Annotated in this window: 17 protein-coding genes; 13 read left to right on the top strand and 4 right to left on the bottom strand. The window is 59.1% G+C overall.

All coding sequences use genetic code 11. The features are described 5' to 3' along the window. Positions 1-82: 82 nt before the first annotated feature. Positions 83-871 carry an exodeoxyribonuclease III gene (locus C1722_RS15390; protein ID WP_102380215.1) on the top strand — a complete coding sequence of 263 codons (789 nt, stop codon included), beginning with the start codon at positions 83-85 and terminating at the stop codon, positions 869-871. 85 nt (positions 872-956) lie between these two features. Here C1722_RS15390 and C1722_RS15385 read toward each other — a convergent pair whose 3' ends face one another. After that, a complete protein-coding gene (locus tag C1722_RS15385) occupies positions 957-2,171 on the bottom strand; it encodes a molybdopterin molybdotransferase MoeA (RefSeq protein WP_180995303.1) in 1,215 nt (404 codons plus the stop codon). Between the two features lie 341 nt (positions 2,172-2,512). On the opposite strand from C1722_RS15385, the gene C1722_RS15380 reads away from it, so the two are divergent. The 7 genes from C1722_RS15380 to C1722_RS15350 all read left to right on the top strand — a co-directional run bounded on the left by C1722_RS15380 (position 2,513) and on the right by C1722_RS15350 (position 10,166). Beyond that, the gene (locus tag C1722_RS15380) at positions 2,513-3,553 is read left to right on the top strand and encodes a FecCD family ABC transporter permease (RefSeq protein WP_244902606.1); all 1,041 of its coding nucleotides are present in this window, start codon (positions 2,513-2,515) and stop codon (positions 3,551-3,553) included. Beyond that, complete coding sequence (locus C1722_RS15375) at positions 3,550-4,422, top strand: ABC transporter ATP-binding protein (RefSeq protein ID WP_102380437.1); 873 nt, start codon at positions 3,550-3,552, stop codon at positions 4,420-4,422. Before C1722_RS15380 ends, C1722_RS15375 begins: the two co-directional genes overlap by 4 nt. A gap of 79 nt (positions 4,423-4,501) precedes the next feature. Continuing rightward, positions 4,502-5,623 carry an ABC transporter substrate-binding protein gene (locus C1722_RS15370; RefSeq protein ID WP_102380213.1) on the top strand — a complete coding sequence of 374 codons (1,122 nt, stop codon included), beginning with the start codon at positions 4,502-4,504 and terminating at the stop codon, positions 5,621-5,623. A gap of 70 nt (positions 5,624-5,693) precedes the next feature. Next, entirely contained in the window at positions 5,694-7,094 is a 1,401-nt protein-coding gene (locus C1722_RS15365) for a nitrogenase component 1 (protein ID WP_244902605.1), read from the top strand. Continuing rightward, positions 7,091-8,479: a nitrogenase component 1 gene (locus tag C1722_RS15360; protein ID WP_244902604.1), complete on the top strand. Its 1,389-nt coding sequence runs from the start codon at positions 7,091-7,093 to the stop codon at positions 8,477-8,479. The genes C1722_RS15365 and C1722_RS15360 overlap by 4 nt, the downstream gene beginning before the upstream one ends. Positions 8,480-8,545: 66 nt before the next feature. Beyond that, a complete protein-coding gene (gene nifH / locus C1722_RS15355; protein WP_102380210.1) occupies positions 8,546-9,400 on the top strand; it encodes a nitrogenase iron protein in 855 nt (284 codons plus the stop codon). Between the two features lie 82 nt (positions 9,401-9,482). Beyond that, complete coding sequence (locus C1722_RS15350) at positions 9,483-10,166, top strand: peptidylprolyl isomerase (RefSeq protein WP_102380209.1); 684 nt, start codon at positions 9,483-9,485, stop codon at positions 10,164-10,166. 117 nt (positions 10,167-10,283) lie between these two features. On the opposite strand, the gene C1722_RS15345 is transcribed toward C1722_RS15350, so the two are convergent. Further along, complete coding sequence (locus C1722_RS15345) at positions 10,284-11,837, bottom strand: helix-turn-helix transcriptional regulator (RefSeq protein ID WP_102380208.1); 1,554 nt, start codon at positions 11,835-11,837, stop codon at positions 10,284-10,286. 350 nt (positions 11,838-12,187) lie between these two features. On the opposite strand from C1722_RS15345, the gene C1722_RS15340 reads away from it, so the two are divergent. After that, entirely contained in the window at positions 12,188-13,951 is a 1,764-nt protein-coding gene (locus tag C1722_RS15340) for an FAD-binding protein (protein WP_102380207.1), read from the top strand. A gap of 107 nt (positions 13,952-14,058) precedes the next feature. After that, positions 14,059-14,724: a cytochrome c3 family protein gene (locus C1722_RS15335; protein WP_102380206.1), complete on the top strand. Its 666-nt coding sequence runs from the start codon at positions 14,059-14,061 to the stop codon at positions 14,722-14,724. Positions 14,725-14,970: 246 nt separating this feature from the next. Here C1722_RS15335 and C1722_RS15330 read toward each other — a convergent pair whose 3' ends face one another. After that, entirely contained in the window at positions 14,971-16,806 is a 1,836-nt protein-coding gene (locus C1722_RS15330) for a diguanylate cyclase domain-containing protein (protein ID WP_146040706.1), read from the bottom strand. Positions 16,807-17,037: 231 nt separating this feature from the next. Here C1722_RS15330 and folE point away from each other — a divergent pair, with 231 nt between their 5' ends. Both folE and C1722_RS15320 read left to right on the top strand, forming a co-directional pair. After that, a complete protein-coding gene (gene folE, locus C1722_RS15325) occupies positions 17,038-17,613 on the top strand; it encodes a GTP cyclohydrolase I FolE (RefSeq protein WP_102380205.1) in 576 nt (191 codons plus the stop codon). Positions 17,614-17,716: 103 nt separating this feature from the next. Then, positions 17,717-17,986, top strand: coding sequence for an ACT domain-containing protein (locus tag C1722_RS15320; protein WP_102380204.1), 270 nt, complete (start codon positions 17,717-17,719; stop codon positions 17,984-17,986). A 61-nt stretch (positions 17,987-18,047) separates the two neighbouring features. On the opposite strand, the gene C1722_RS15315 is transcribed toward C1722_RS15320, so the two are convergent. Further along, positions 18,048-19,700 (bottom strand): helix-turn-helix transcriptional regulator, encoded by a 1,653-nt coding sequence (locus tag C1722_RS15315; RefSeq protein ID WP_146040705.1) that lies wholly within the window; start codon positions 19,698-19,700, stop codon positions 18,048-18,050. A gap of 46 nt (positions 19,701-19,746) precedes the next feature. Here C1722_RS15315 and C1722_RS15310 point away from each other — a divergent pair, with 46 nt between their 5' ends. Then, positions 19,747-21,543, top strand: coding sequence for an FAD-dependent oxidoreductase (locus C1722_RS15310; protein WP_102380202.1), 1,797 nt, complete (start codon positions 19,747-19,749; stop codon positions 21,541-21,543). Positions 21,544-21,545: the final 2 nt, after the last annotated feature.

The raw sequence follows: 21,545 nt of genomic DNA, 5'->3' as shown, positions 1-21,545 counted from the left end.
TCGAAGACCCCCGTACACTGCAGTTTCGACCGTTCTTCGGTATACTGGGTGCGATCACTGAAACCGATTGCGGGAGAAGCACATGCGATTCGTCTCATGGAACGTCAACGGACTGCGCGCCGTTATGAAGAAGGGCTTCGAGGAGATATTCTCCGAGTTCAACGCCGATGTGTTCGCGTTGCAGGAAACGAAGCTCCAAGAAGGCCAGATCGATCTCGATCTGCCCGGTTACCACGATTTCTGGAGCTACGCCGAACGCAAGGGCTATTCGGGTACGGCTGTGTTCACGAAGGAGGAGCCCCTTCAGGCGATCCACGAACTCGGTATGCCCCATCTCGACACCGAGGGGCGCGTAGTGGCCCTTGAATTTCCCGAACTGTGGTTCGTGGACGTGTACACGCCCAACGCCCAAAACGAGCTTGCGCGCATCGATCACCGCATGGAGTGGGACGATGCGTTCCGAGACTTCTGCAAGGGACTCGAAGCGGGCAGCGTGCCAGCGGGTGCGCAGACGGCGAGCCCCAAGCCCGTGGTCATGTGCGGTGATTTCAATGTGGCGCATCAGGAGATAGACCTGAAGAACCCCGGCCCCAACCGCGGCAACGCGGGATTCTCGGACGAGGAGCGGGCTAAGTTCACCGAGCTCATCGAAGCGGGTTTCACCGATACGTTTCGCCATACGCATCCCGACTTGACGGGGGCGTACTCGTGGTGGAGCTACCGGTTCAACGCCCGTGCCAACAACGCGGGATGGCGCATTGACTACTTCCTCGTGAGCGACGAGCTGGTGCCCCGGGTGAAAGCCGCTTCCATCTACGACGAGGTATTCGGCAGCGACCATTGCCCGGTCGCGCTCGAACTCGATATTTGAGAACTGTGCATTCTTGGATGTGAAAAGCGGCACCGTTTTCGGGCGGCACCGCTTTTTCATAGGGAAATCGGTATGCGTTTTGCGCCTACGCTTCCTCGATGAACTCCTCGCCGCGCAAAAGCTCCACCTCGAGCAGATCGCCTTCCTGCCATCCCGCTTCGCCGATGGGCGAGATGCGTTGGGCGTTCGACACCATGCATTCGGCAAGCTCTCCCGCTTTGAAGTTGTGGAAGCGGACTTCGTAGCCGTCCTCGGTGCGGAAGAGATCGCAGCGCCCGATGTTCGCCATTTTGGGTACGCTGCCCGAGGTGGCCGAAGCTTTTGCGGTGACCGTCGGACGCAATCGCCGCGGGATGCCGAGGATACGTGCGGTGATGGCCTGCAGGCACCATTCGCATCCGTAGTAGGCGGCGAGCGTGGGTCCAGGCAGATCGACCACCGGCTTTCCGTCGGCAACCGCCATCATAAGCGGACGTCCAGGGACGGCGGCGATGTAATGGTGCACGACGGTGCCGCGCTTTTCGATCATGCGCACGTTGAAATCCTCTTCGCCGATTGCGGAGCCCCCGTTGATGACCACGGCGTCGGCAACGGCGAGCGCCTCCTCGAAAGCGCGCTCGAGTTCGGCGGGATCGTCGTGGACGATGGGGAACACGATCGGTTCGGCTCCGAACTCGATGAGCATATGCTTGACCATGAGACTGTTCGTGTCGACGTTCTGGCCACGGCGCGGTTTGGTGCCTGCGGCGACGAGTTCGCTGCCTGTGGGGATGAACGCGATGCGCGGCTTGCGGCGAACGGGCACCATGGTGGCGCCGCCCATGGCGAGCGCGGCGAGATCGGTCGGGCGAATGACGGCTCCGGCGCTGAGAAGCGGAGTTCCCGCTTTGAGCGTTGATCCTGCTGGGCGCACACCCGAGCCGGGCTCGACTTCCACGTCGTCATCGAGGATGACGGATTCGTCGGGTTGAATGGCGGCTTTCTCGATCATGATGACGGCGTCGAATTCATCGGGGAAATCGTCGCCGGTATCGGCGCGCACGTAGTCGATACCGCGCTTCCAGGCGCTCGTATCGGGCAATCCGTCCTTGAACGCCGCTGACTTTACCGCGATGCCGTCGAACGACGAAGCCCGTACGACGGGTAGCGTGTTGGTTGAAACCATGTCGCGAGCAAGCACCCGCCCAATCGATTCGTCGAGCGTGATCAGCTCCGTTGCCCCTTGCGGCTCCCATGCCTCGAAGAAATCGGCAAGCGCCTCTTCCCGCGACGGAAACCCGTCCATGATCTTCTCTCCCACAATTCCTCCTATCGTCATGCGCATCGGCAACTCGATGACATCAAGCAAGGATACTCCAAATTTGAGAATAATTCATCTTGAAATATTATACTCATCACGATATATTATCCTAATCGAAAGATAGATTTGAAGAACCGCAGGAACCTGTCCTTTCGGTACAGGGTGCGAAGTGCAAGGCTCGAGTTCACGTTGGACGCCGCGCTGCGCAGGTTTGCATCATGCTCAGCGCGAACCGGTGCGGGATGTGCTCTGTTCGGCACAAGGTGCTGCTGCGGTTCGTTGAAGGCAGGTTCGCGCAAGACGGGAATGCCGCAACCGGTCGGGAGATGAGTTTGGGGATTGTGAAGAAACATTCGGGGGGAAGGGGCGGATTTAAGGGCGCTCCGATTATCGCCATTCTGACGATAATCCTTGTTGCCGCCGTGCTCGTATCGTTTACGCTCGGCCGCTACGACATGACCGTGCTCGACGTGCTTAAGGTCGCCGCCAACCAGCTGTTCGGGATGGAGACGTTTTCCGAATCGACGCATATTACCGTTGTTATGCAGGTTCGCTTCCCCCGCGTTATAGCCGCGCTCGTTATCGGCGCCGCGCTGGCGGCTGCCGGTGCCAGCTATCAGGGGCTCTTCAAAAATCCGATGGTGTCGCCCGATCTGCTGGGCGCGTCGGCGGGCGCCGGTTTCGGTGCTTCGTTCGCGCTCTTGATGGGCGGCAACATGTACGTGGTGCAACTCTCCGCGTTCGTGTGCGGTATCGTGGCGGTGCTGCTCACCTACTTCGTAAGCACGGCGGTGAGCAAGGGCGATTCGATGACGCTCACCCTTGTGCTCACCGGCATGGTCGTAACGGCGCTGTTCCAGGCATTCATTACGATGACCAAGTACGTTGCCGATCCCGACGACAAGCTTCCTTCGATCACCTACTGGCTCATGGGCGGCCTCTCTTCGACGAGGATTGAGGATTTGCCCATGCTCTTGGCCCCCGTTATCGTCGGCATCGTTCCCATGCTCTTGTTCCGCAACCAGCTCAATGCGCTTTCCTTCGGCGACGAGGAAGCGCGTGCGCTCGGCGTGAACACGAAGTTCATCCGGGCGCTGTTCATCTTCTGCGCAACGCTCGTCACCGCTGCTTCGGTCGCAGCGGCCGGCATGGTGGGCTGGGTCGGTCTCGTGATCCCGCATCTTGCGCGCATGATCGTCGGGCCCAACCACAAAGTGCTGCTTCCCGCGTCGCTTCTGCTCGGCGCTCTGTACGTGCTCGTCATCGACGATCTGTGCCGCTGCCTGTTCGCCATCGAGCTGCCTTTAAGCGTGCTCACGGCGATCATCGGCGCACCGTTCTTCATCTATCTGCTCACGCGGGGAAAGAAGACATGGACATGAGAGAATTCGCACTCGAAAACGTAACCTGCGGGTACAAGGATGTGACCGTGCTTTCGGACGTGTCCTTCTCCATCGGGCCCGGCGAGGCGCTGTGCCTGCTCGGACCGAACGGAGTGGGCAAGACCACGCTCTTTCGCAGCATGCTCGGGTTCTTGAAGCCGTTCGGCGGCAGGATCACGCTCGACGGCGACGACATAGCAACCTGGTCGTCGCGTACGCTTGCGAAAAGAATAGGCTACGTGCCGCAGAACCATACGCCGCCGTTCGCCTACCCGGTGCTCGATGTGGTCACGATGGGCAGGCTTTCGCGCATCAGCCCGATCGCTTCGCCCTCGAAGCGCGATACCGAAAAGGCAGCCGAATGCCTCGAGCGCTTGGGGATCAGCCACTTGGCCGATAAGCTCTACACCCAGATCAGCGGCGGCGAGCGCCAGATGGTGCTCATCGCGCGCTCACTCGCTCAGGAACCCGAGGTTCTCGTGATGGACGAGCCGACCGCAAGCCTCGACTACGGCAACCAGGTCAAGGTGCTCCGCCAGATATCGCATTTGGTGAAAGAAGGCATCTCGGTCATCATGACCACCCATTTTCCCGATCACGCGTTTCTGTGCGCCACCAAGGTGGGCCTCATCACGCGCGATTGGGTGCGCTTCGGAACACCCGATGAGGTGGTTACCGAGGATTCGCTCAGGGAAACCTACGGTGTGGACGTGCGCATCGTCAAAGAGCACACGTGCACATGCGGAACGCTCAAGGGATGCGTGCCCATCGTCGAATTCGCCGCAGGCGATACGTCGGGGGAGCGTGCGCGGCTCGAGCACGAGAAGGGCACCCCACGGCAGCGGAGTCATGTTGCCGTGTGTGCATAAAGCCGAAGACGGCCCTCGTGCAACAGCGTAGGGTCATGCATCGGAAGCACTACCTACAGGGAGAGATGAAAGGATTTCTATGAAACGCAAGATAGTAGCGCTCATCATGGCGTGCATGCTGGCGCTTCCTCTGGTTGCGGGTTGTTCGAGCAACAACGAGCAGCAGCCTGCGGAAAACAAAGAGGAGCAACAGCAGCAGGCGGAGCCGCAAGCCACCGAACGTGAGATCACCGACATGGCGGGCCGTACGGTAACCATTCCGACCGAAGTGAACTCGGTGTATTGCGCCGTGCCGACCGGCGAGGCCATGGTGGCCACGCTTTCGCCCGACAAGATCATCGGCTGGGTGAACGAGCCGACCGCAGCGGCCATGGAGTACCTGCCCGAAGAGCTTGCTTCGATGCCCGTCATCGGCGGCTGGATGGGTCAGCAGGTAACGGCCAACATGGAAGATATCATCACGCTCGATCCCGACGTCATCATCTATGTGGGCACCGACGGAACTCTCGGCAACGACGATGTTCCCGATCAGATCCAGAAGGAAACGGGCATTCCGGTCGTCTGCGCGTCGAGTGCCCTCGAGCGTACCGCCGAGGTCTACCGCACGCTCGGCGATTGGATCGGCGAAGCGGAGCGCGGCGAAGAGCTCGCGACCTACTACGAGACCAAGCTTGCCGATGTGGTGAAGAAGATCGACGCCATTCCCGATTCCGAGCGTCCGAGGGTGTACTACGCCGAGAACTCCGATGGCCTTGCCACCGACCCGACCGGATCGTCGCACACCGAAGTGCTCGACTACTGCAAGGTTACCAATGTTGCCGACGTCGAAATGAAGTCGGGCCAGGGCCGTACCGAGGTTTCGATCGAGCAGGTTATCTCGTGGGATCCCGAGCTCATTTTATGCCATTCGGGTTTCGTGCTTGCCGATGACATCATGGAGAACCCGCAGTGGGCCGACATCCAGGCCGTGAAAGACGGCGAAGTGTACACCACGCCCGCCGTGCCCTTCAACTGGTTCGACCGTCCGCCGAACGTCATGCGCCTCATGGGCATCCAGTGGTTCGCAACCGTGTGCTATCCCGACATCGACATCGACATCGAACAGGAAGTGAAGGATTTCTACAAGCTTTTCTACCGTGTCGACCTGTCCGATACCCAGGTAACCTCGCTGCTCAACCAAGATCAGCTGAGCTTCGAGTAACCGCTGGGGATCGATGGAATCCAAGCCATTGCAGCAAACCGATGAGCCGCCTTGCCCGACAAGGCGGCTCATGGCCATTCCGGGTGTCTTCTACGGAGGAGGCTGCTCGTACATGGCATGCCGCGGGCTCATGATGAGCGGTATCGAGGACGTGCTGCTGATAACCCACGGCCCGGTGGGATGTGCATACTTTTCGGGCATCAACGGCTATCGAGGCGCGGATGGGGCCGAGCGCCCCGCGCATATCGCGCGGACCTTCTCGACGCATATGGATGAAACCGATGTGATCTTCGGCGGCGAGGAAAAGCTCGCTCGCGCCATCGACGAAGCGGTCGAGCGCTATGCACCCGAGGCCATCGCCATCTGCGCGACGTGTCCGGTCGGGCTCATCGGCGACGATATCGAGCAGGTCGCACGCGATGCGGCCGAGCGAAACGGCGTCGATATCCTGCCGCTTTCGTGCGAGGGATTCAAAAGCGAGCCGGGGTGGCTGCACGGAGGCAAGCAGATCCTCGACAATTGGGTTGGGCGCGAAAGCCGCAGGACGGGCGAGTTCCCCATCCATTTCATGAGCGAAGCGTGCGGAGACGATCGTGCGCGGGAGATGAAAGACATCTTCGGGCGTGTCGGCTACGACGTGGTGTGCTCGCTCATGGGCATCACCACCTACCGTGATATCGTACGAAGCCATGAAGCGAAGCTCGTCGTGCTCGATTCGGGCAAGGCGATCGACGAGGTGCCGCTCATGTACCGAGAGCGGTATGGTTCGGGGTTCATGCGCGTCAACCTGACCGGTATCGGCAACATCGCTGCATCGCTTCGTGCGATGGCGGCGTTTTTCGAAGACGAGGGCTTAGCCGAGCGAACCGAGCAGGTTATCCGCGAGGAGTGCGCGCGCATCGAACCGGTGCGTGTGCGGTGCCGCGCCGATTTCGATGGCATGAGGGTCGCTGCGTTCGAGGACATCTTCCGCAGCAACGATTTTGCGGTGCTCTCGAGCGAGCTCGGCATGGATGTCATCATGGTCGCTCAGGATTACGAGGCCGAGGTGTATACCGAAGAGGGCTTCACCGTGCATGTGCCGTGTTCGTTGGCGGACGGGCTCGGCAAGTCCGAGTTTCGCGCGTTCGGGTTCGACGATGCCCAAACGGTAACGCGACTGCCCGGATGCCCCGAGATCGACTATCCGAAGCGGGCCTTCGCCTGGCTGCGCGTAAAGCTCGATCGCGCACAGGTGAGCACGCTCATTGCGCTGCTCGCCCCCGATCTGTGCTTTGCTGGAATCGGGGAGCGGTTCGGCTACGCGAGCGCCACCATGCGCTCGGAGAAGTTCCTTTCGGACGAGCGGGGGACCGACTACATGGGGTTCGACGGCTTCGAGCGGTATGCGAGGGATTTGGCGCAGGCGCGCGATCTGTCGCATTGGGTGTTGGATCAGCCGTCGTGGATGAGGGGATGGGAAGCACGATGACGGGAAACGCTAGCCAACCACGCTCGCTCTGCATCGATCCGCTCAACCCGTGCGCGCCCATCGGGGCCATGTACGCCGCTTTCGGGGTGCATGGCGGATTGCCGCTTTCCCACGGTGCATCGGGGTGCTGCCGTTTCCAGCGCATGGAGCTGGCGAAGCACTTTCAGAAAACCGTGCACGTGCCCTCGACGCTTTTACGCGATCGAGCGGCGATGTTCGGGGGCGAACTCGAGGTTGTCGAGGCGGTGGAAAACGTGTTTCGCCTGTACGATCCCGAGGTGCTCGTGATAAGCACCACGTGTTTGTCCGAGACGATCGGCGACGATATGGGCGGCATCGCAGACAGGCTCGAGGTGCCAAAGAACAAATCGGTCGTGTGGGTTTCGACGCCGGGGTACGCCGGCTCTCAGCTTGCAGGCTACGGTGCAACCGTTGCGGCGCTCATCCGCCAGCTCGGCGGCAGCGCGTCGTCGGTTGCTGCGACATCCTCCGCACCGGCTGCTGCGTCTGCGCGCCGCCTGTGCCTGCTTCCCGGGTGGCTCAACCCGTGCGACGTCGATGTTGCCGTGGGGTATGCCGAAGCGTTTTTCGACGAGGTGACGGTGCTTCCCGATGCGCGGGGCGTGTTCGATTGCAAGACGCCCGACGACCCGTCGTGCTATGCGCCCGGCGGTACGCCGCGCACGGAGATCGAACGGGTTTCGCAGTGCTCGTGCGGGTTGGCGCTCGGCTACGAGGCAACGGCGGAAAGCGCTTGCGCGCTGCGCGAGGTTGCGCCCGCCGCCACCGTGGCCGAACTGCCGCTTCCCTTGGGCATAACGGCGACCGATCGCATGATCGCAGCGCTCGTTGATCTGTCTGGACGAGAGGCGCCCAGCTGGATCGTGCGCGAGCGGAAGCAGGTCATCGATTGCTTGATGCAGGTGGCCGATCAGCTCTACGGCAAGCGTATCCTCGTGTGCTGCGATGCCGATCAAGCTGCGGCAGCGGCTTCGTTCGCTGTCGATGCGGGTATGGTGCCGAGTTGCATTGCGGTTGGCGATACGACGGCTGGTTTCGAGGATCGGTTGCGAAGCGAGGTGGCCCTGCCGAAGGATTGCGCGGTGCTTACGGGCGTCGATCGCCAAACGGTCGAAGAGCACGTTGCTTCGAATCCCGTTGCTCTGGTGCTCGGCGATACGCGCAACAAGCGGCTGGCTGCGCGCGAGGGCGTTGCGCTTGTTAGGATCGGATTTCCCGTAGTGGATCGGCCTCTTTCCTATACGGAGCCGATTGCGGGGTATCGCGGCGCGCTTGCGCTTTTACGGCGCATCGCCTGTGCGCTTGTCGACGCGGGGGAGCGCGGCATGGCACCCGAGGATCTCTCGATCTCACGGTATTTTTAAGCAAGGCGTATGCGCCGGATGCTCAGCATAACCGGCGCACGGTAGGACGAAAGGCAAGGATGCGCAATGGGAGAACAACTGCTTCGACAGATCGCTTTCTATGGCAAGGGAGGCATCGGTAAATCGACCACCAGCCAGAACATCGCCGCGGCGCTCGGCGAAGCGGGACTAAAGATGCTCGTGGTGGGATGTGATCCCAAGGCCGATTGCACCTCGCTTTTGACCGGCGAGCTCTTCCAGGAAACCGTGCTCGAGAAAGTGCGATCGCAATCGCGCAACGCGGCCCCCAATGCGCCTGTCGAGGGCATCGTCCATACGGGGTTCGCCGATATCGCCTGTGTTGAATCGGGCGGACCCGAGCCGGGCGTGGGGTGCGCGGGACGCGGTATCATCTGCGCCATCGAGCTCATCGAACGGCAGGGCATCATCCACGACGGGCTCGACTACGTGTTCTACGACGTGCTCGGCGACGTGGTATGCGGCGGGTTCGCCATGCCGATTCGCGAAGGCAAGGCGCAGGAGATATACCTGGTAACGAGCGGTGAGATGATGGCGCTTTACGCGGCGAACAACATCGCGACGGGCATCCTCAAGTTCGCCTCTTCGGGACGCGCCCGCTTGGGCGGCGTCATCTGCAACTGCCGAAACGTGGCAGGCGAGGTGGAGCTCGTGCAGACGTTTGCCGAGGAGCTGGGCACGTCGGTTGTCGGCGTGATCCCGCGCGACAACATCGTTCAGCAAAGCGAACTCAACAAGCAAACGGTTATTCAGTATGCTCCGACAAGCGAACAGGCCGATGCCTACCGCGCGCTCGCGCATGCGATCGAGGTCAACGAGCGGTTCAGCGTACCCACGCCGCTTTCGCGCGAACGCCTGCGCGAGCTCGCGTTGAGCATTGCCGAGCGGGCGGCGGGCAAATAGGATTATCGATCCGATGTGCGCCGCGGCATGTGGCGGTAAGGTTCCCTGGCAAGGAAAACCGTGTGTTTGAGGGAGGACCGTCATGGCACAGATCATCAAGCCGCTCTATACGCCGCGCTACGTTCCGTCGGGCGAGGAGATGGCCGTTATCGATACGAACAAGGGTACCATCCGCGTGCAGCTCAAGGGAAGCGACGCGCCCGCTACCGTAGGCAACTTCGTCGAGCTCGCCTGCAAGGGATTCTACGATGGGCTGAACTTCCACGGTCGCAAAGAGGGCGATGTGGTGGTGGGCGGATGTCCGATCACCCGTGCGCTTCGCCCGCAGCAGGTTCGCATGGCAGTGCGCGAGCAACTGCGCGGCATTCATCCGGGTGTGGGAGATCCCGGCTATGTAATCAAGGATGAATGGGAGCTCAACCCCCGCAACCGTCACGTTGAGGGTGCGCTTTCGCTCACCCATAAGGCGAAACCCGACAGCGGCAGCTGCCAGTTTTTCTTCTCGCTTGCCGACCATCCCGAATACGACGACAAATTCACCGTGTTCGGAAACGTCGTCGAGGGGCTCGACGTGGTGCATGCTTTGAGGATCGGCGACGAGATCAGAAGCGTTACGATCGAGGGAGCCCACGAACTGCCCGATGACGGTCTGATTCCCGAGACCGTTACCGTGCAGGGCGACGAGGGCGAAGAGGCGGTGCCGAACCCCGATTACCTCGCCATGCGGGCGCTCGGCGAGCTTCTGGGCAAAAAGGCTGCCATCTAGCTGCCGCGCAGAGCGCAGCAGCCCCCCGTTCGCAGCGGGCGCTCTCGAAAGCGCTCTCGAGGTAGTGCCGGCCGGTCGATGCGCGCTGTTCGGCGCAGTCGGCCGGCCGTTTGCGTTTTACTCTGCCGCCCGCTCCTGCAAGGCGATTTCGGGCTCCCACTCCTCCACGTAGTCGATGAGCTCCTGTTGCTTGTGGATGCCCGTTTTCTGGTAGATCTTCTCGATGTGGGTGCGGGCGGTGTTCTTCGCGATATGCAGATCGCGTGCCACGATCGAAAGGGTTCTGCCGCGCGCGAGAAACGTGAGCACTTCTTCCTCGCGCGGCGTAAGCCCGCATTCTTCGGCGATGCCGTTGCACTTCGCCTCGAGGGTGATGGCCGGCATCGTTTCGTCTTCGGCTTCTTCCTTGGGTGCTTCCGATTTCTTGCTGGGTTTCTTGATAGAGAGAATGGAGGCAACTGCGCTTTCGGGCAACACCATGAACGCGACGACGGCAAGGCAGAGGACTGAAATGAGGGCGACGGTTCCGATCGTTACGTCCCCGGCGTTTACGAGCGGGGTCAGCACGGCGCTGAGCACGTATCCTGCGGCCATGCCTATAAAGGTAAACGTCACGCCGATGCCGAACACGTAGGGTGCGGCGTTGCGGCCTATCCTGCGGGCGATTTCGCCGAACAGCACCCATGAGAGGATGTCGAACAGCTCGTAGCCGACGCTCACGGCCAAGACGGAGAAATAGGTGCGTTGTTCGAAGAGCAGAGCCATCGCTATCAAGCCGGCGATCATGATGGGCACCGAGAGCCGGTAGACGAACGATACGTTCATGCGGTCTTTGAGCAGAAACGAGATGGCGAGGAATATGGCGCCCACGATTACAAGGCTGAACGCGCCGCTGCCGCCGACCATGGCGAACGGGTCGTCGCCGCTTATGGGAAAGGCGTCGAATATCCGAACGAGGAACGAGAACACCATGATCGACAGCATGAGCTTCGCGGAGTCTTTGCCGAGCCTCATGCGGTCGCGCAGCACGCCGTGCTCGTCGGGGCTGATGATCGAATCGGCCACGTCGTCTTCTACCATGCCTTCGGGCAGCCCCGTTTTCCATTCGATCTTGCATCGCTTGCATTCGAGTACGAGCAGCAGGAGCGAGAGGATCGGGATGACGACGAAGGTGAGTTGGTTATCGGTTGAGGACATGGCGAGCACGATGCCCGTGACGATGGCGGCAGCCGGCGCGCAGGCGAGCGAGAAGAACAAGTTTTGAGCGGCGAAGCGCTCGCCCCAGATAACCTGGAGCAAACCGGCTCCCGCACCGCCGATGATGAGCCCGAGTAAAAGCAGAGTCGACGAATCGAGCCACGCTGCGGCCGGTATGCAGACGGCGGAACCCAATATGAGCCCTGTCATAACATCGGTCAGACGTTCGTGCATGCGCGGCAGGCTGCCGACGAACCGCGTCATGGCCATGGCGGTCAGCGATGCCGAAGCCGCGCCCGCCAGCAAGAACACCCAATCGGTCCGCGGGCCGAAGCTCGCAACCGATGCCGAAAGGCACGATACGATCCATGCGCGGCAGAGGCCGAACCCCACGATCACCATAACGTAATCAACGAGGTCTCCCTTGATGCCGAGCAGTTTGGCGCCCGCGCTTTGCTCCCCTTGTGATCCCATGCTCTCCCCTGAAAACAAACGTAGTAAGTGCAAGCCTATCGACGTCTGGCACGGTAATCCCAACGATTACCAGATCAGTTTACTATACCTACCTCGATGGCTTGGGCATGATACTACCTTCATCGGCGAAAATAATCACTCGGATTATCGATCCGATTGACGGGTAAAACCCCAGTTCAAAAATCAAAAAATAAAATAATGGAAAATCACATCCATTATACGGTGCTTCTTTTCAGCGCCCTTCCTACAATGACCCCCGCTGTCGGGCAGATTGTCCAACAAGGAGGAGGACGCCGTCGCGAGGGAGTGACGATCACTAGTGGTCTGCCCGTCTTATCCAAGGAGGAACTATGAGCGAAGGATTGTCTCGTCGTAATTTCCTGAAGGGTGCCGCTGTCGCCGGTGCTGCCATCGCCGGATCCGCCGCATTGGCGGGCTGCGCGTCGGGCGCTTCGGGATCTGCGGCGCCGTCGGGTGATTGGCTGCCGAGTTCGTGGGACTACGAGANGACAGCCGCCGCATTGGCGGGCTGCGCGTCGGGCGCTTCGGGATCTGCGGCGCCGTCGGGTGATTGGCTGCCGAGTTCGTGGGACTACGAGACCGATGTCGTCGTCGTCGGATACGGCGGAGCGGGCATGTGGTCTTCTCTCGTCGCCGCCGACGAAGGCGGCTCGGAAGTCATCATTCTCGAGAAGGCTCCAGTTGAGGGCGGCGGGAACAGTCGCATCAACAACGGCGAGTGGACGGTCATCAAAGACGAGAAGGTATTCCGCGATTACTGCGTTGCGTTCGGCCACGGCCTCATCGAAGAGGATATGATCGACGCCTACATCGCCGAAGCGGTTCGCCATACCGAATACGCCGACAAGTACGGCATGACCTACGAGGTCGCCGAGCAGGCGCTTGCGGGGACCATCCCCGAGTACTGGTTCCTCGATGACGGCAAGTACGCCGGGTGCATCGGCGTTTCGAGCGTCGACGGCTTCGGCATGACTACGTTCCACGAGCTCGAGGCAACGCGCGCCGATCTCGGTCTGCCGATTCAGATCCTGTTCGGCTGCACCGAAGAGCATCTGATCCAGAACCCCGAGAACAAGGAAATCGTCGGCGTGAAGTTCCTCGAGAACGGCACCGAGAAGACGGTTAAGGCTCGCAAGGGCGTCTGCATGTGCACGGGCGGCTTCGAGTTCAACGAAGAGCTCAAGAACACCTACCTGAGCATCTACCCCTTCAAGTTCGAAGGCTGGGAGTGGAACACCGGCGACGGCATCCGCATGGTCGAAGAAGTGGGCGCCAAGCTCTGGCACATGAACATGGTCATCTCCACGACCGCCATGTGGACCCGCGATCCCGACTACGATTTCGCGATCTTTGCCGGCCCGCAGTCCGATGCGTTTTTCACGGTGAACCGTCTGGGCAAGCGCTACCAGAACGAATCGAAGACCGGCGGCACCGCGCACAACGGCTGGCATACGCTCATGTCGTTCAACGATGCCATCGACGATTACGACCGCATCCCTTCGTGGCAGATCTTCGACCAGAAGGGCATCGACGGCGGCCCGATGGGCAGCCAACAGGGCGGTTGGTTCGAGTGCGGAAACTACACCACCGACCTTCCCGACGAGCTGCGCGCGTGGGACGGCTGGTCCGACGACAACCAGGTCGAGATCGATCGCAAGTGGGTGCTCAAGGGCGATACGCTTGAGGACCTCGTCAAGGCCATCCAGGAATACGACCACTGGATGGATCTCGACAACCTGAAAGCCACGTTCGAAGAGTACCAGGCCTTCTGCGATGCCGGCAAAGACGCCCGCTTCGATCGCGAGCTCACCGTCGAGGACAACAAGCTCACCGAAGAAGGACCCTACTACGCCATCTCGATCTACCCCGGTTCCTGCTCGACGCTTGGCGGCCCGAAGAAGAACGCGAACGCCCAGGTGCTCGATCCTGCCGGCAACGTGATTCCGCGCCTCTACGCCGCGGGCAGCTTCGGCAACTTCCAGGCTCACAGCTACGGTATCACCGGCGGCAACAACTCCGAGAACATGGTATGGGGCCGCATCGGCGGACGCCACTGCGCCGGCCTCGAGCCGTGGGACGCTGCCTCCAAGTAAGGCGTTGTACGAACGGACCGTTGCATTACCAGGTTTAACGGCCAAGCGATGAGCGAAGGTTCGGCCGGTCGTCAGATCGGCCGAACTTCAAGCATGATAGGAAAGCAATGACGAACGCAACAACGAAAACCACCAACAAGGCGCTCGCGGCAATGGCCGTTACGGTCATGGTGCTGGCGCTGACCGTTGTTCTCGGGCTGGTTGTGGGATGCTCTCCGCAGGAAAGCAAGCCGAGCTCTTCGGACGAGCCGACCCAAAAAGAGGATCCGATGGCAACCCAGGCAGTGGATTGGACGATGGACATCGATTGCCAAACCTGCCATACGACCGAGTCCGGGAGCATGGCCGATGCGGGCATCCCGCAGGCATCCGAGCATGCCGATCTGCAGTGCGTGCAATGCCATACCGAAGAGACCGTGCTGAAGACCGCGCACGAAGGTGTGACCTACGCGGACAAGCCCGCTTCGAAACCGACGGTCATTACCGTCGACGCCGAGACGTGCCAGAGCTCCGATTGCCATGGAACGATGGAGGAGATGGCGGTGATCACCGCCGACAACCAGGATTTCAAGGACGAAAAGGGCAAGGTTCAGAACCCGCACGACTATCCGAGCAACGAACAGCACGATACGATGAACCCGACGTGCACCGATTGCCACAACATCCATTCCAAGGATCTCCAGAAGGATGCGATGATGTGGTGCGCTCAGTGCCATCACAAGGGCGTGTTCCAGTGCGGAACGTGCCATGAGCTGCGCGAGCGTGCAGTATAGCGGTTAACCGCAAAGCAAAGGCTTGATAGCTGCTATTCGAGCCCGAAACAAGAACTACCCCTCGCGAGAGACCCGGCAAGCCCTCCCTTCTGCCGGGTCTCTCTATTTGGGCGAACGAATCGGCATTGTTTTATGTCGGGTTGTTCGCCCTGGCTTCTGCTTTGGCAGGATATAGGGGTTTGCGCGATAGGTATATCGCCTGGCTGCATCGTCCTTGAACTACCGTCGCCGAAAGCAGGTTTGACGCTATTCGGCGGTTTGCCGGGTCCGATGCTTTTCGGTGTACATTGCTTGATCCGCGCGATGTACGAGATCGTTCAACGTGAATGGAGCCTCGCTCCAGCAGCAGCCGACAGCAGCGGTTGCCGTGATCTTGCGATCCTCTGCGAGCGCGTCCATGTGGCTCTTCCATCGCTCGATGAGCTTGGGCAGCTCGTCCTCTTCGCCGTTGCATGCCACGACAAGGAACTCGTCGCCGCCGTAGCGGTAGCCGTGAATGCGATCGTCGGTTATCGACAGGATGCTGTCAGCTACGATCCGCAGCAGCGTATCGCCCTGATCGTGTCCTTGCGTGTCGTTTACGGTCTTGAGGTGGTTCACGTCGAAGAACAAAACCCCGCAGGAGGAGAGCACCTGATACTTGCTCGCTTTCATGCGTGCGAGCTTTGTTCGATTGAACAGCCCGGTCAACTCATCGTGTTCGGCCATTTCGCGCTCTTCGGTCGCCAGCTGCTCGGTCAAGTCAGTATAGTAGCCGCTGAGCAGCAGATTGTCATCTCGATCGTCGGTAACGCGATAAAACGCTTGCATGGGAACGTAACTGCCGTCGCCACGGATGAGGCGAAGGCGCAGCGTTATCGTTTCACGGGTGGTGATCAGCCTTTCCAATGCCGCCTTTGCCATTGCGTTATCGTCGGGATGGACGCCTGTGAAACCGTCGGTGCTGTAGAATTCGACGCACTCGTCGTGGCTCATACCGCTCATGCGGCAGAACTCCTCGTTGATGAAAATCGGCACCGTTCTACCGTCGGGGCTGACCCTCTGCTGGACGAATCCTCCGGGCATGTCGTTCATGATGTCCTGTAGGACGCGGTTGTCGTGGAGTATCTGAGCCTCGCTATCGCGTCGCTGGAGTATGGCTGTTATGTAATCTCCGAGACTTGCAAGGTGATTGACGTGCGTGATGTTTCGTGCAGGGTTGTCAACGCCCATGAAGCCGATGAGCTTCGTACCGGTTAAGAGCGGAACGAGAATAATGCCGTGTATACCCTGATCGGTGATGATGTTGCTTTCGTTGAGGCCACTCGTTGCTATCCTGTGCACATTGTCAAGGCTGATGGTTCCACCCGCTCCTAAAACGTTCAGGGCGTACTCCTGAAGAGAATACGGCACGTGTTGCAAACCGTCCTTTACCGAGGGCACGCCTTGTGCGCAGGATTCGTAGGTGTTGTTTGACTCCTGATGCGCGTCATCGAGTTCGAAGATGTACGCTCGATCGCCATCGAAGTACTCGCGTGTTTTTTCAAGCGTCTGGTGAATCGCATCGTCTGAGTCGGTGGTGCCTACCAGCAGGTAGCGGGAGGTTTCGTTGAGGAACCGAAGCTGCTCGTTTGTTTCCTGCACCTGCGCTTCTGCTCTGCGCTGGTCGGCAAGGGCGACGCTCGGAACATCGCCGGCTGGCGCGCAGGAGCTAGCGCGGCGCAGGGCGTTCTGTATGCGGGCGCGTGCAAGCCGAGGGCTGGTGGTTTTGGCGATAACGTCCTCGGCCCCCTGATCGAGGGCTGCGCATTGTGCTTCTTCGCTGCCCGTCGATTCGAGTGCGAGGATCGGAAGCCGGGCAAGGCTCTCGGTGCTTCGCAGGTTTTCAAGGAGCTTGGGGCACTCTGGCGCCGAGAAGTCGCAGAAAATCGCGGCAACCGGTTCGTTGCGCACAATTTCAAGTGCGATATCGACATCTGGTGCATATTCCGTGCAGTAGTCGGGTTCGAGCATATCGCGCCTGGCTTCGTAGTCAGTCGGCGGGCAGCATGTGAACAGCAGTACCGCTCTCGGACTTTCTTCGACCGCGTTTACGCCGATCATATCTACCCTCTTCTTGCTGCGCCTCGGATAATGTTGATCCAATTATACATAGTTAGGGCCTTCGGATACCCTTGGGACAGCAAGTAACGCACGCTGCGCAAGGCCGGCTATCCCTGCGCATACGGTTGGGCGTGGGGCTATTCACCGCGGGTGTATGCTGGTGTACTGCCGGTGCGTGGTATGATGCTCGGGTGCAATGGGAGCGACGGAAAGGAACCGAGCGAGTCGATTATGGATGCAGCGAAGATAGAACAGGGAGTGCGGCTGATACTCGAGGGAATCGGGGAGGATCCCGATCGCGAGGGATTGCAGAAGACGCCGGAACGCGTGGCGAAGATGTACGAAGAGGTGTTCGCGGGCATGACGGAGGATCCCTCCGAGCATTTTGAAACGCTGTTCGACGAGCATCATGAGGAAATGGTGCTGGTGCGCGACATACCCTTCTACTCCATGTGCGAGCATCATCTCGTGCCCTTTTTCGGCCTCGCCCATGTTGCTTACATTCCCGCGGCGAACGGTCGTATCTGCGGGTTGTCGAAGCTCGCTCGCTTGGTCGATGCATTCGCGAAGCGCCCTCAGGTTCAAGAGCGCCTGACGTCGCAGATAGCCGACACTCTGGTCGAGGAGTTGAACCCGCAAGGAGTGATCGTGGTGCTCGAGGCCGAGCACATGTGCATGAGCATGCGCGGCGTGAAGAAGCCCGGTGCTCGCACGACCACAAGCGCCGTTCGCGGCGTGTTCGAGCGCAGTCAGGCAACGCGCAACGAGGCGCTCTCGCTCATCTTTGCGCCGCACCGCTCGATGTAGGCGCCTTTGCGTTTGGTGTGCGCCGCAAAGAGCGCGCCGTGTCGTATGCCGTTTTGCGGTATAGTGAATCGGAATTCTGCAGCATCACGGAAAGGGTTTTGGTATGAAGTGCGTCGTATCGGTTTTGGGCAAGGACAGAAGCGGCATCGTTGCCGCGGTTTCGAACGTGCTCGCGCAGTGCGGGGCAAACATCGACGACATCAGCCAGACGATCCTCGACGACATCTTCTCGATGACCATGCTCGTGACGCTCGATACCGAGGTTGCCGACTTCAACACGGTGCAGGAGCGCCTCGAGGCGGTCGGCGAAGACCTTGGCGTGCAGGTGATCACGCAGCGCGAGGACGTCTTCCAGTTCATGTACAAGGTGTAGGCCTAGCCTTCATTTTTCTGATAGTTTGCTAGGGCGGTTTGGCGTGCTTGCAGAAATCGGCCTATTTCCGATTAGCCGTGCTTAACCGTTTCTCTTCGGCTCCGATTGCATCCTGGAGCTCTCGCTTGTTGTGGACGTCAAGTTTGGCATACGTGCGCTTAACGTGTGTTTTGACGGTGTCTTTGGACAAGAAGAGATCGTCGGCGATGCTTGCAATGCTTCTTCCACGCGAATACCTGCCGATAATATCCTGCTCTCGTGCGGTCACACCATATTTTTCACAGAGCGATGCAAGCGCCCTATCGGTTTGGTTTTCGGAGACGGATCCGACCGTACCGGTTGAATCATTCGCAGTCGCTTTCTCGGCTCTCTCTGTTCTTTTGAGCAGGGGGTAGAACTCGGCAACCGTGGCGACAACGAATATGAGCATAAAAACAAACGAGAACGCCATAAAGGAAAACTTATCGAGGGCGAGGTTCTCGAAGAAGAAGAGACCGATCACGTTTCCGATTGCAAGCATGACTAAGGCGATACCTTGGTAGGCCCCCAGGCCGATTGCTCGATCTACGTTCGTTTTTCCGAACGAGCGGCACGAAACATAGAGCATCGATTGGAAGGTGACAAGCCAGATACTCGAAAAACTCCGAATGAGATCAGTAGCCTCGTTCCAAAAAAATGCAGTGAGAATGAGCACTCCCAGAAAAGCAGCGAGGGTTCCAATCGAAAAGGAACGTATAGAAACCTTTCCATCGGTAACGGCCATCACTGCAAGGAAGACGGCAAGCGCGAATATGCACCAAGAGCCAATCTGGGGACTCAGGAGCCAGAGGGATCCTTCGATATTCGCTCCGATCCTGAACCAAACTCCTATCAGGATGAGGAACAGCGCTATCGCTCCAAGAAAAAAGAACGATGGGGAGCTTTCGGAATGCTGTCGAAACCACGCTTTCGATCTTGCGATGAAGTTGTCTGCTCCAACGTGCGTTGACGGTGTCATGCGCGACAAGAAGCCCTTTTGCCGCATCGGGAAGTAGATGATGAGCGGAACAGCAATTCCTGTAAGTGCGTTTACTACCGGCTGGGCATCTGCGGCGACGATAAGCATGCCGTAGGCATACGAGATGATGAAACCGATAGGCACGATGCAGTAGATCGATTTATGCGAAGAGAAGGAGTACAGGCAATATGCCGAGCAGACGATAAGAAATCCCGAGTAAAGGCTATAGGAGATGCTTGCCGCAAGGGGCAACATGACGCCTTGCGATACGATGCCGGTCGTTTTTACCGTGATTGCAAAAACCTGAAGCACGAGCATTGCAATGAAAAGGGGGAGCGGAACCCTTTTCATTTTGTTCAGCACCAGAGCAAAGAGAATGCAGGAAATCCCTCGAGCCAAAACTTCGACAAATGCGGTTAACCGCAGATCGAGCAAAGCATTTGAGAAGCCGACGTAGCTTGTGCCCCAGTACAAACCGAATGCGATGCAGCATGCGATCAGGATAGCGGTGTTCGCTCGTTTTGAAACCGCCATGTCTCCCCCCTGGCTTTGACGTTCGTTCACCGAGGTTGAATTGTACCGCATCTTTGGTTTCAGAAAATATCTATTGCCGTTTTGATGGCATATACCCTTTTTCGGGTGACGAAAAAAACCTCGTGAAACGCGAATGACGAAATACGGGGGACGCATCGATCCTGCTGCGTTTCTATCCTTCACGGTACGTGCAAAAGCATGAACGCAGTATACGTTTCAGGAGGAAAACATGGGAGAAGTAACACGTCGTAACTTCCTTAAGGGAGCATTAGCGGTGGGTGCAGTGGGTATTGCGGGTACGGCGCTTACAGGCTGTTCGAACGCAGAGGCATCTGCGTCGAGCGATATGCCGAAAAGCTGGGACAAAGAAGTCGACGTTCTGATCGTCGGGGCCGGCAGTGGGCTGGCTGCCGGAGTCAAGGCCGCCGAAGCGGGCGCAGACGTGCTGATTGTGGAGAAGTCGGATCATCCGGGCGGCTTCTGGATGGCTTCTGGCGGTGGCTGCACTATGGGCGGTAACAACATCGTTCAGCAACGTGCTGGCGAGACCGATGATAACGAGACGTGGTTTGAGGACGAAATGTTCTCTTGCAGCTATCGTGGCGATGCCGACATCATGCGCACGCTTGTCGAGCGCGGCGCTGAAACCGTCCAGTGGATGGAGGATTTGGGTCTGAAATGGGGGGATCTGTCTCAGGGGTTCCTCCGCGGGAAGACCAAGCGCGGTTTATGGCCGGTCGAGAATCCCGGTGTGTACGTTGGCGGTTGGGGCACGGGTAAAAATGCAGGTATTTGCTGGACGCAGGTTTGGGAGAACCGCTTGAACGAGCTCGGAGTCCCCATTCTCCTTGAGCACAGGATGACGAAGCTTTACCGAGAGGTCGATGGTCCCGTCGTGGGAGCTGAAATCGAAACGAAAGACGGGATCACCAACATCAAAGCGAAAAAAGGCGTTGTTGTGGCTACCGGCTCTTGGACCGACAACGATCACATGGTGAAAATGTACGACCCTCGGGCAGCAGGGGAGTTCTGCTATGGCGATGGCGGCATTCCGGCTGACGGCACCATGTTCAACGAAGAAACCGGCGACGGCCAAATTGCCATTGATGCTATCGGCGGTATTCTTACCGACATGTCCTATGTTTCCTATCTCTGGATTTGGTTCGGTCAAAAATCATTTTGGAGCTGGGGAGAGGAGCCGCTTGACTGGCGCGACAACAAAGGCTGGGAGCGCGGAAAAACTTTGGGAACGGATGCTTTTTTCGAAAACGGCATTGTGGTGCAAAGCGAAGGAAAGCGCTACTTCAATGAGAACCTCGCTAAAAGCGGGGCATGCTTTGCCGGTGGGAGCGAAGAGGGTGCTGAAGCTGCCGTGTTCGATCCCGATGCTGCCGTTGCGGCTATGGAAGCGCTTGCAGGTAAGGGCGATCATTGCGAAAATCCCGAAATATCCGAGTTTACAACGAAGTACCTTGAGCTTCCTCAGCCTCGCAATGTTTGGGCAATTGCGGATGCGTCGATGGCTGAGGCCATCAAATGGCCCATCGAGGAGATGGCGAATCCCAATCCACGCACCGGTTCTCTGCTCGATCCCGATTGCGTTGCCATAGCGGACACTTTGGACGAATTGGCCGAAAAGACGGGTCTGCCGGCCGATGAGCTGAAGAAGACAATCGAAACGTACAATGGGTACGTCGAATCGGGTGTTGACGAGGAGTTCGGTCGAAAGCTGCTACCCGCTAAGATTGAAACAGGTCCGTTCTATGCCGCTCGCGCAAGCCTCATTCGCCATACGGGGCGTAACGGCGCACGGGTGAACAGCAAATCGCAGGTTATCGATGGTACCGCACGGCTGGACTCCAAGGTTGTTTCGTGCAACGACGAGCCCGTTATTCCCCACCTCTACGCCTGCGGCGAATGCGGGAACTCTCTCGGTTATCGCCGTACGCACAACAGCCTCGGTCATTATGCTACGGCTGCCATGATCGCCGGGGAAAACGTTGCCCAGGAGGAGCCTCTGCAATAGCG

Source organism: Raoultibacter timonensis (assembly GCF_900240215.1).
GTDB classification, from domain to species: domain Bacteria; phylum Actinomycetota; class Coriobacteriia; order Coriobacteriales; family Eggerthellaceae; genus Raoultibacter; species Raoultibacter timonensis.
The sequence above is the reverse complement of the archived record's forward strand: the minus strand, read 5'-3'. Positions and strand labels throughout refer to the sequence as shown.

Bases quoted from the DNA above. Each gene is read 5' to 3' on its own strand.
- C1722_RS15360 (WP_244902604.1), top strand. From the start codon at position 7,091: ATGACGGGAAACGCTAGCCAACCACGCTCGCTCTGCATCGATCCGCTC.
- C1722_RS15370 (WP_102380213.1), top strand. From the start codon at position 4,502: ATGAAACGCAAGATAGTAGCGCTCATCATGGCGTGCATGCTGGCGCTT.
- C1722_RS15335 (WP_102380206.1), top strand. From the start codon at position 14,059: ATGACGAACGCAACAACGAAAACCACCAACAAGGCGCTCGCGGCAATG.
- folE (WP_102380205.1), top strand. From the start codon at position 17,038: ATGGATGCAGCGAAGATAGAACAGGGAGTGCGGCTGATACTCGAGGGA.
- C1722_RS15375 (WP_102380437.1), top strand. From the start codon at position 3,550: ATGAGAGAATTCGCACTCGAAAACGTAACCTGCGGGTACAAGGATGTG.
- C1722_RS15350 (WP_102380209.1), top strand. From the start codon at position 9,483: ATGGCACAGATCATCAAGCCGCTCTATACGCCGCGCTACGTTCCGTCG.
- C1722_RS15390 (WP_102380215.1), top strand. From the start codon at position 83: ATGCGATTCGTCTCATGGAACGTCAACGGACTGCGCGCCGTTATGAAG.
- C1722_RS15345 (WP_102380208.1), bottom strand. From the start codon at position 11,837: ATGGGATCACAAGGGGAGCAAAGCGCGGGCGCCAAACTGCTCGGCATC.
- nifH (WP_102380210.1), top strand. From the start codon at position 8,546: ATGGGAGAACAACTGCTTCGACAGATCGCTTTCTATGGCAAGGGAGGC.
- C1722_RS15330 (WP_146040706.1), bottom strand. From the start codon at position 16,806: ATGATCGGCGTAAACGCGGTCGAAGAAAGTCCGAGAGCGGTACTGCTG.
- C1722_RS15365 (WP_244902605.1), top strand. From the start codon at position 5,694: ATGGCCATTCCGGGTGTCTTCTACGGAGGAGGCTGCTCGTACATGGCA.
- C1722_RS15320 (WP_102380204.1), top strand. From the start codon at position 17,717: ATGAAGTGCGTCGTATCGGTTTTGGGCAAGGACAGAAGCGGCATCGTT.
- C1722_RS15310 (WP_102380202.1), top strand. From the start codon at position 19,747: ATGGGAGAAGTAACACGTCGTAACTTCCTTAAGGGAGCATTAGCGGTG.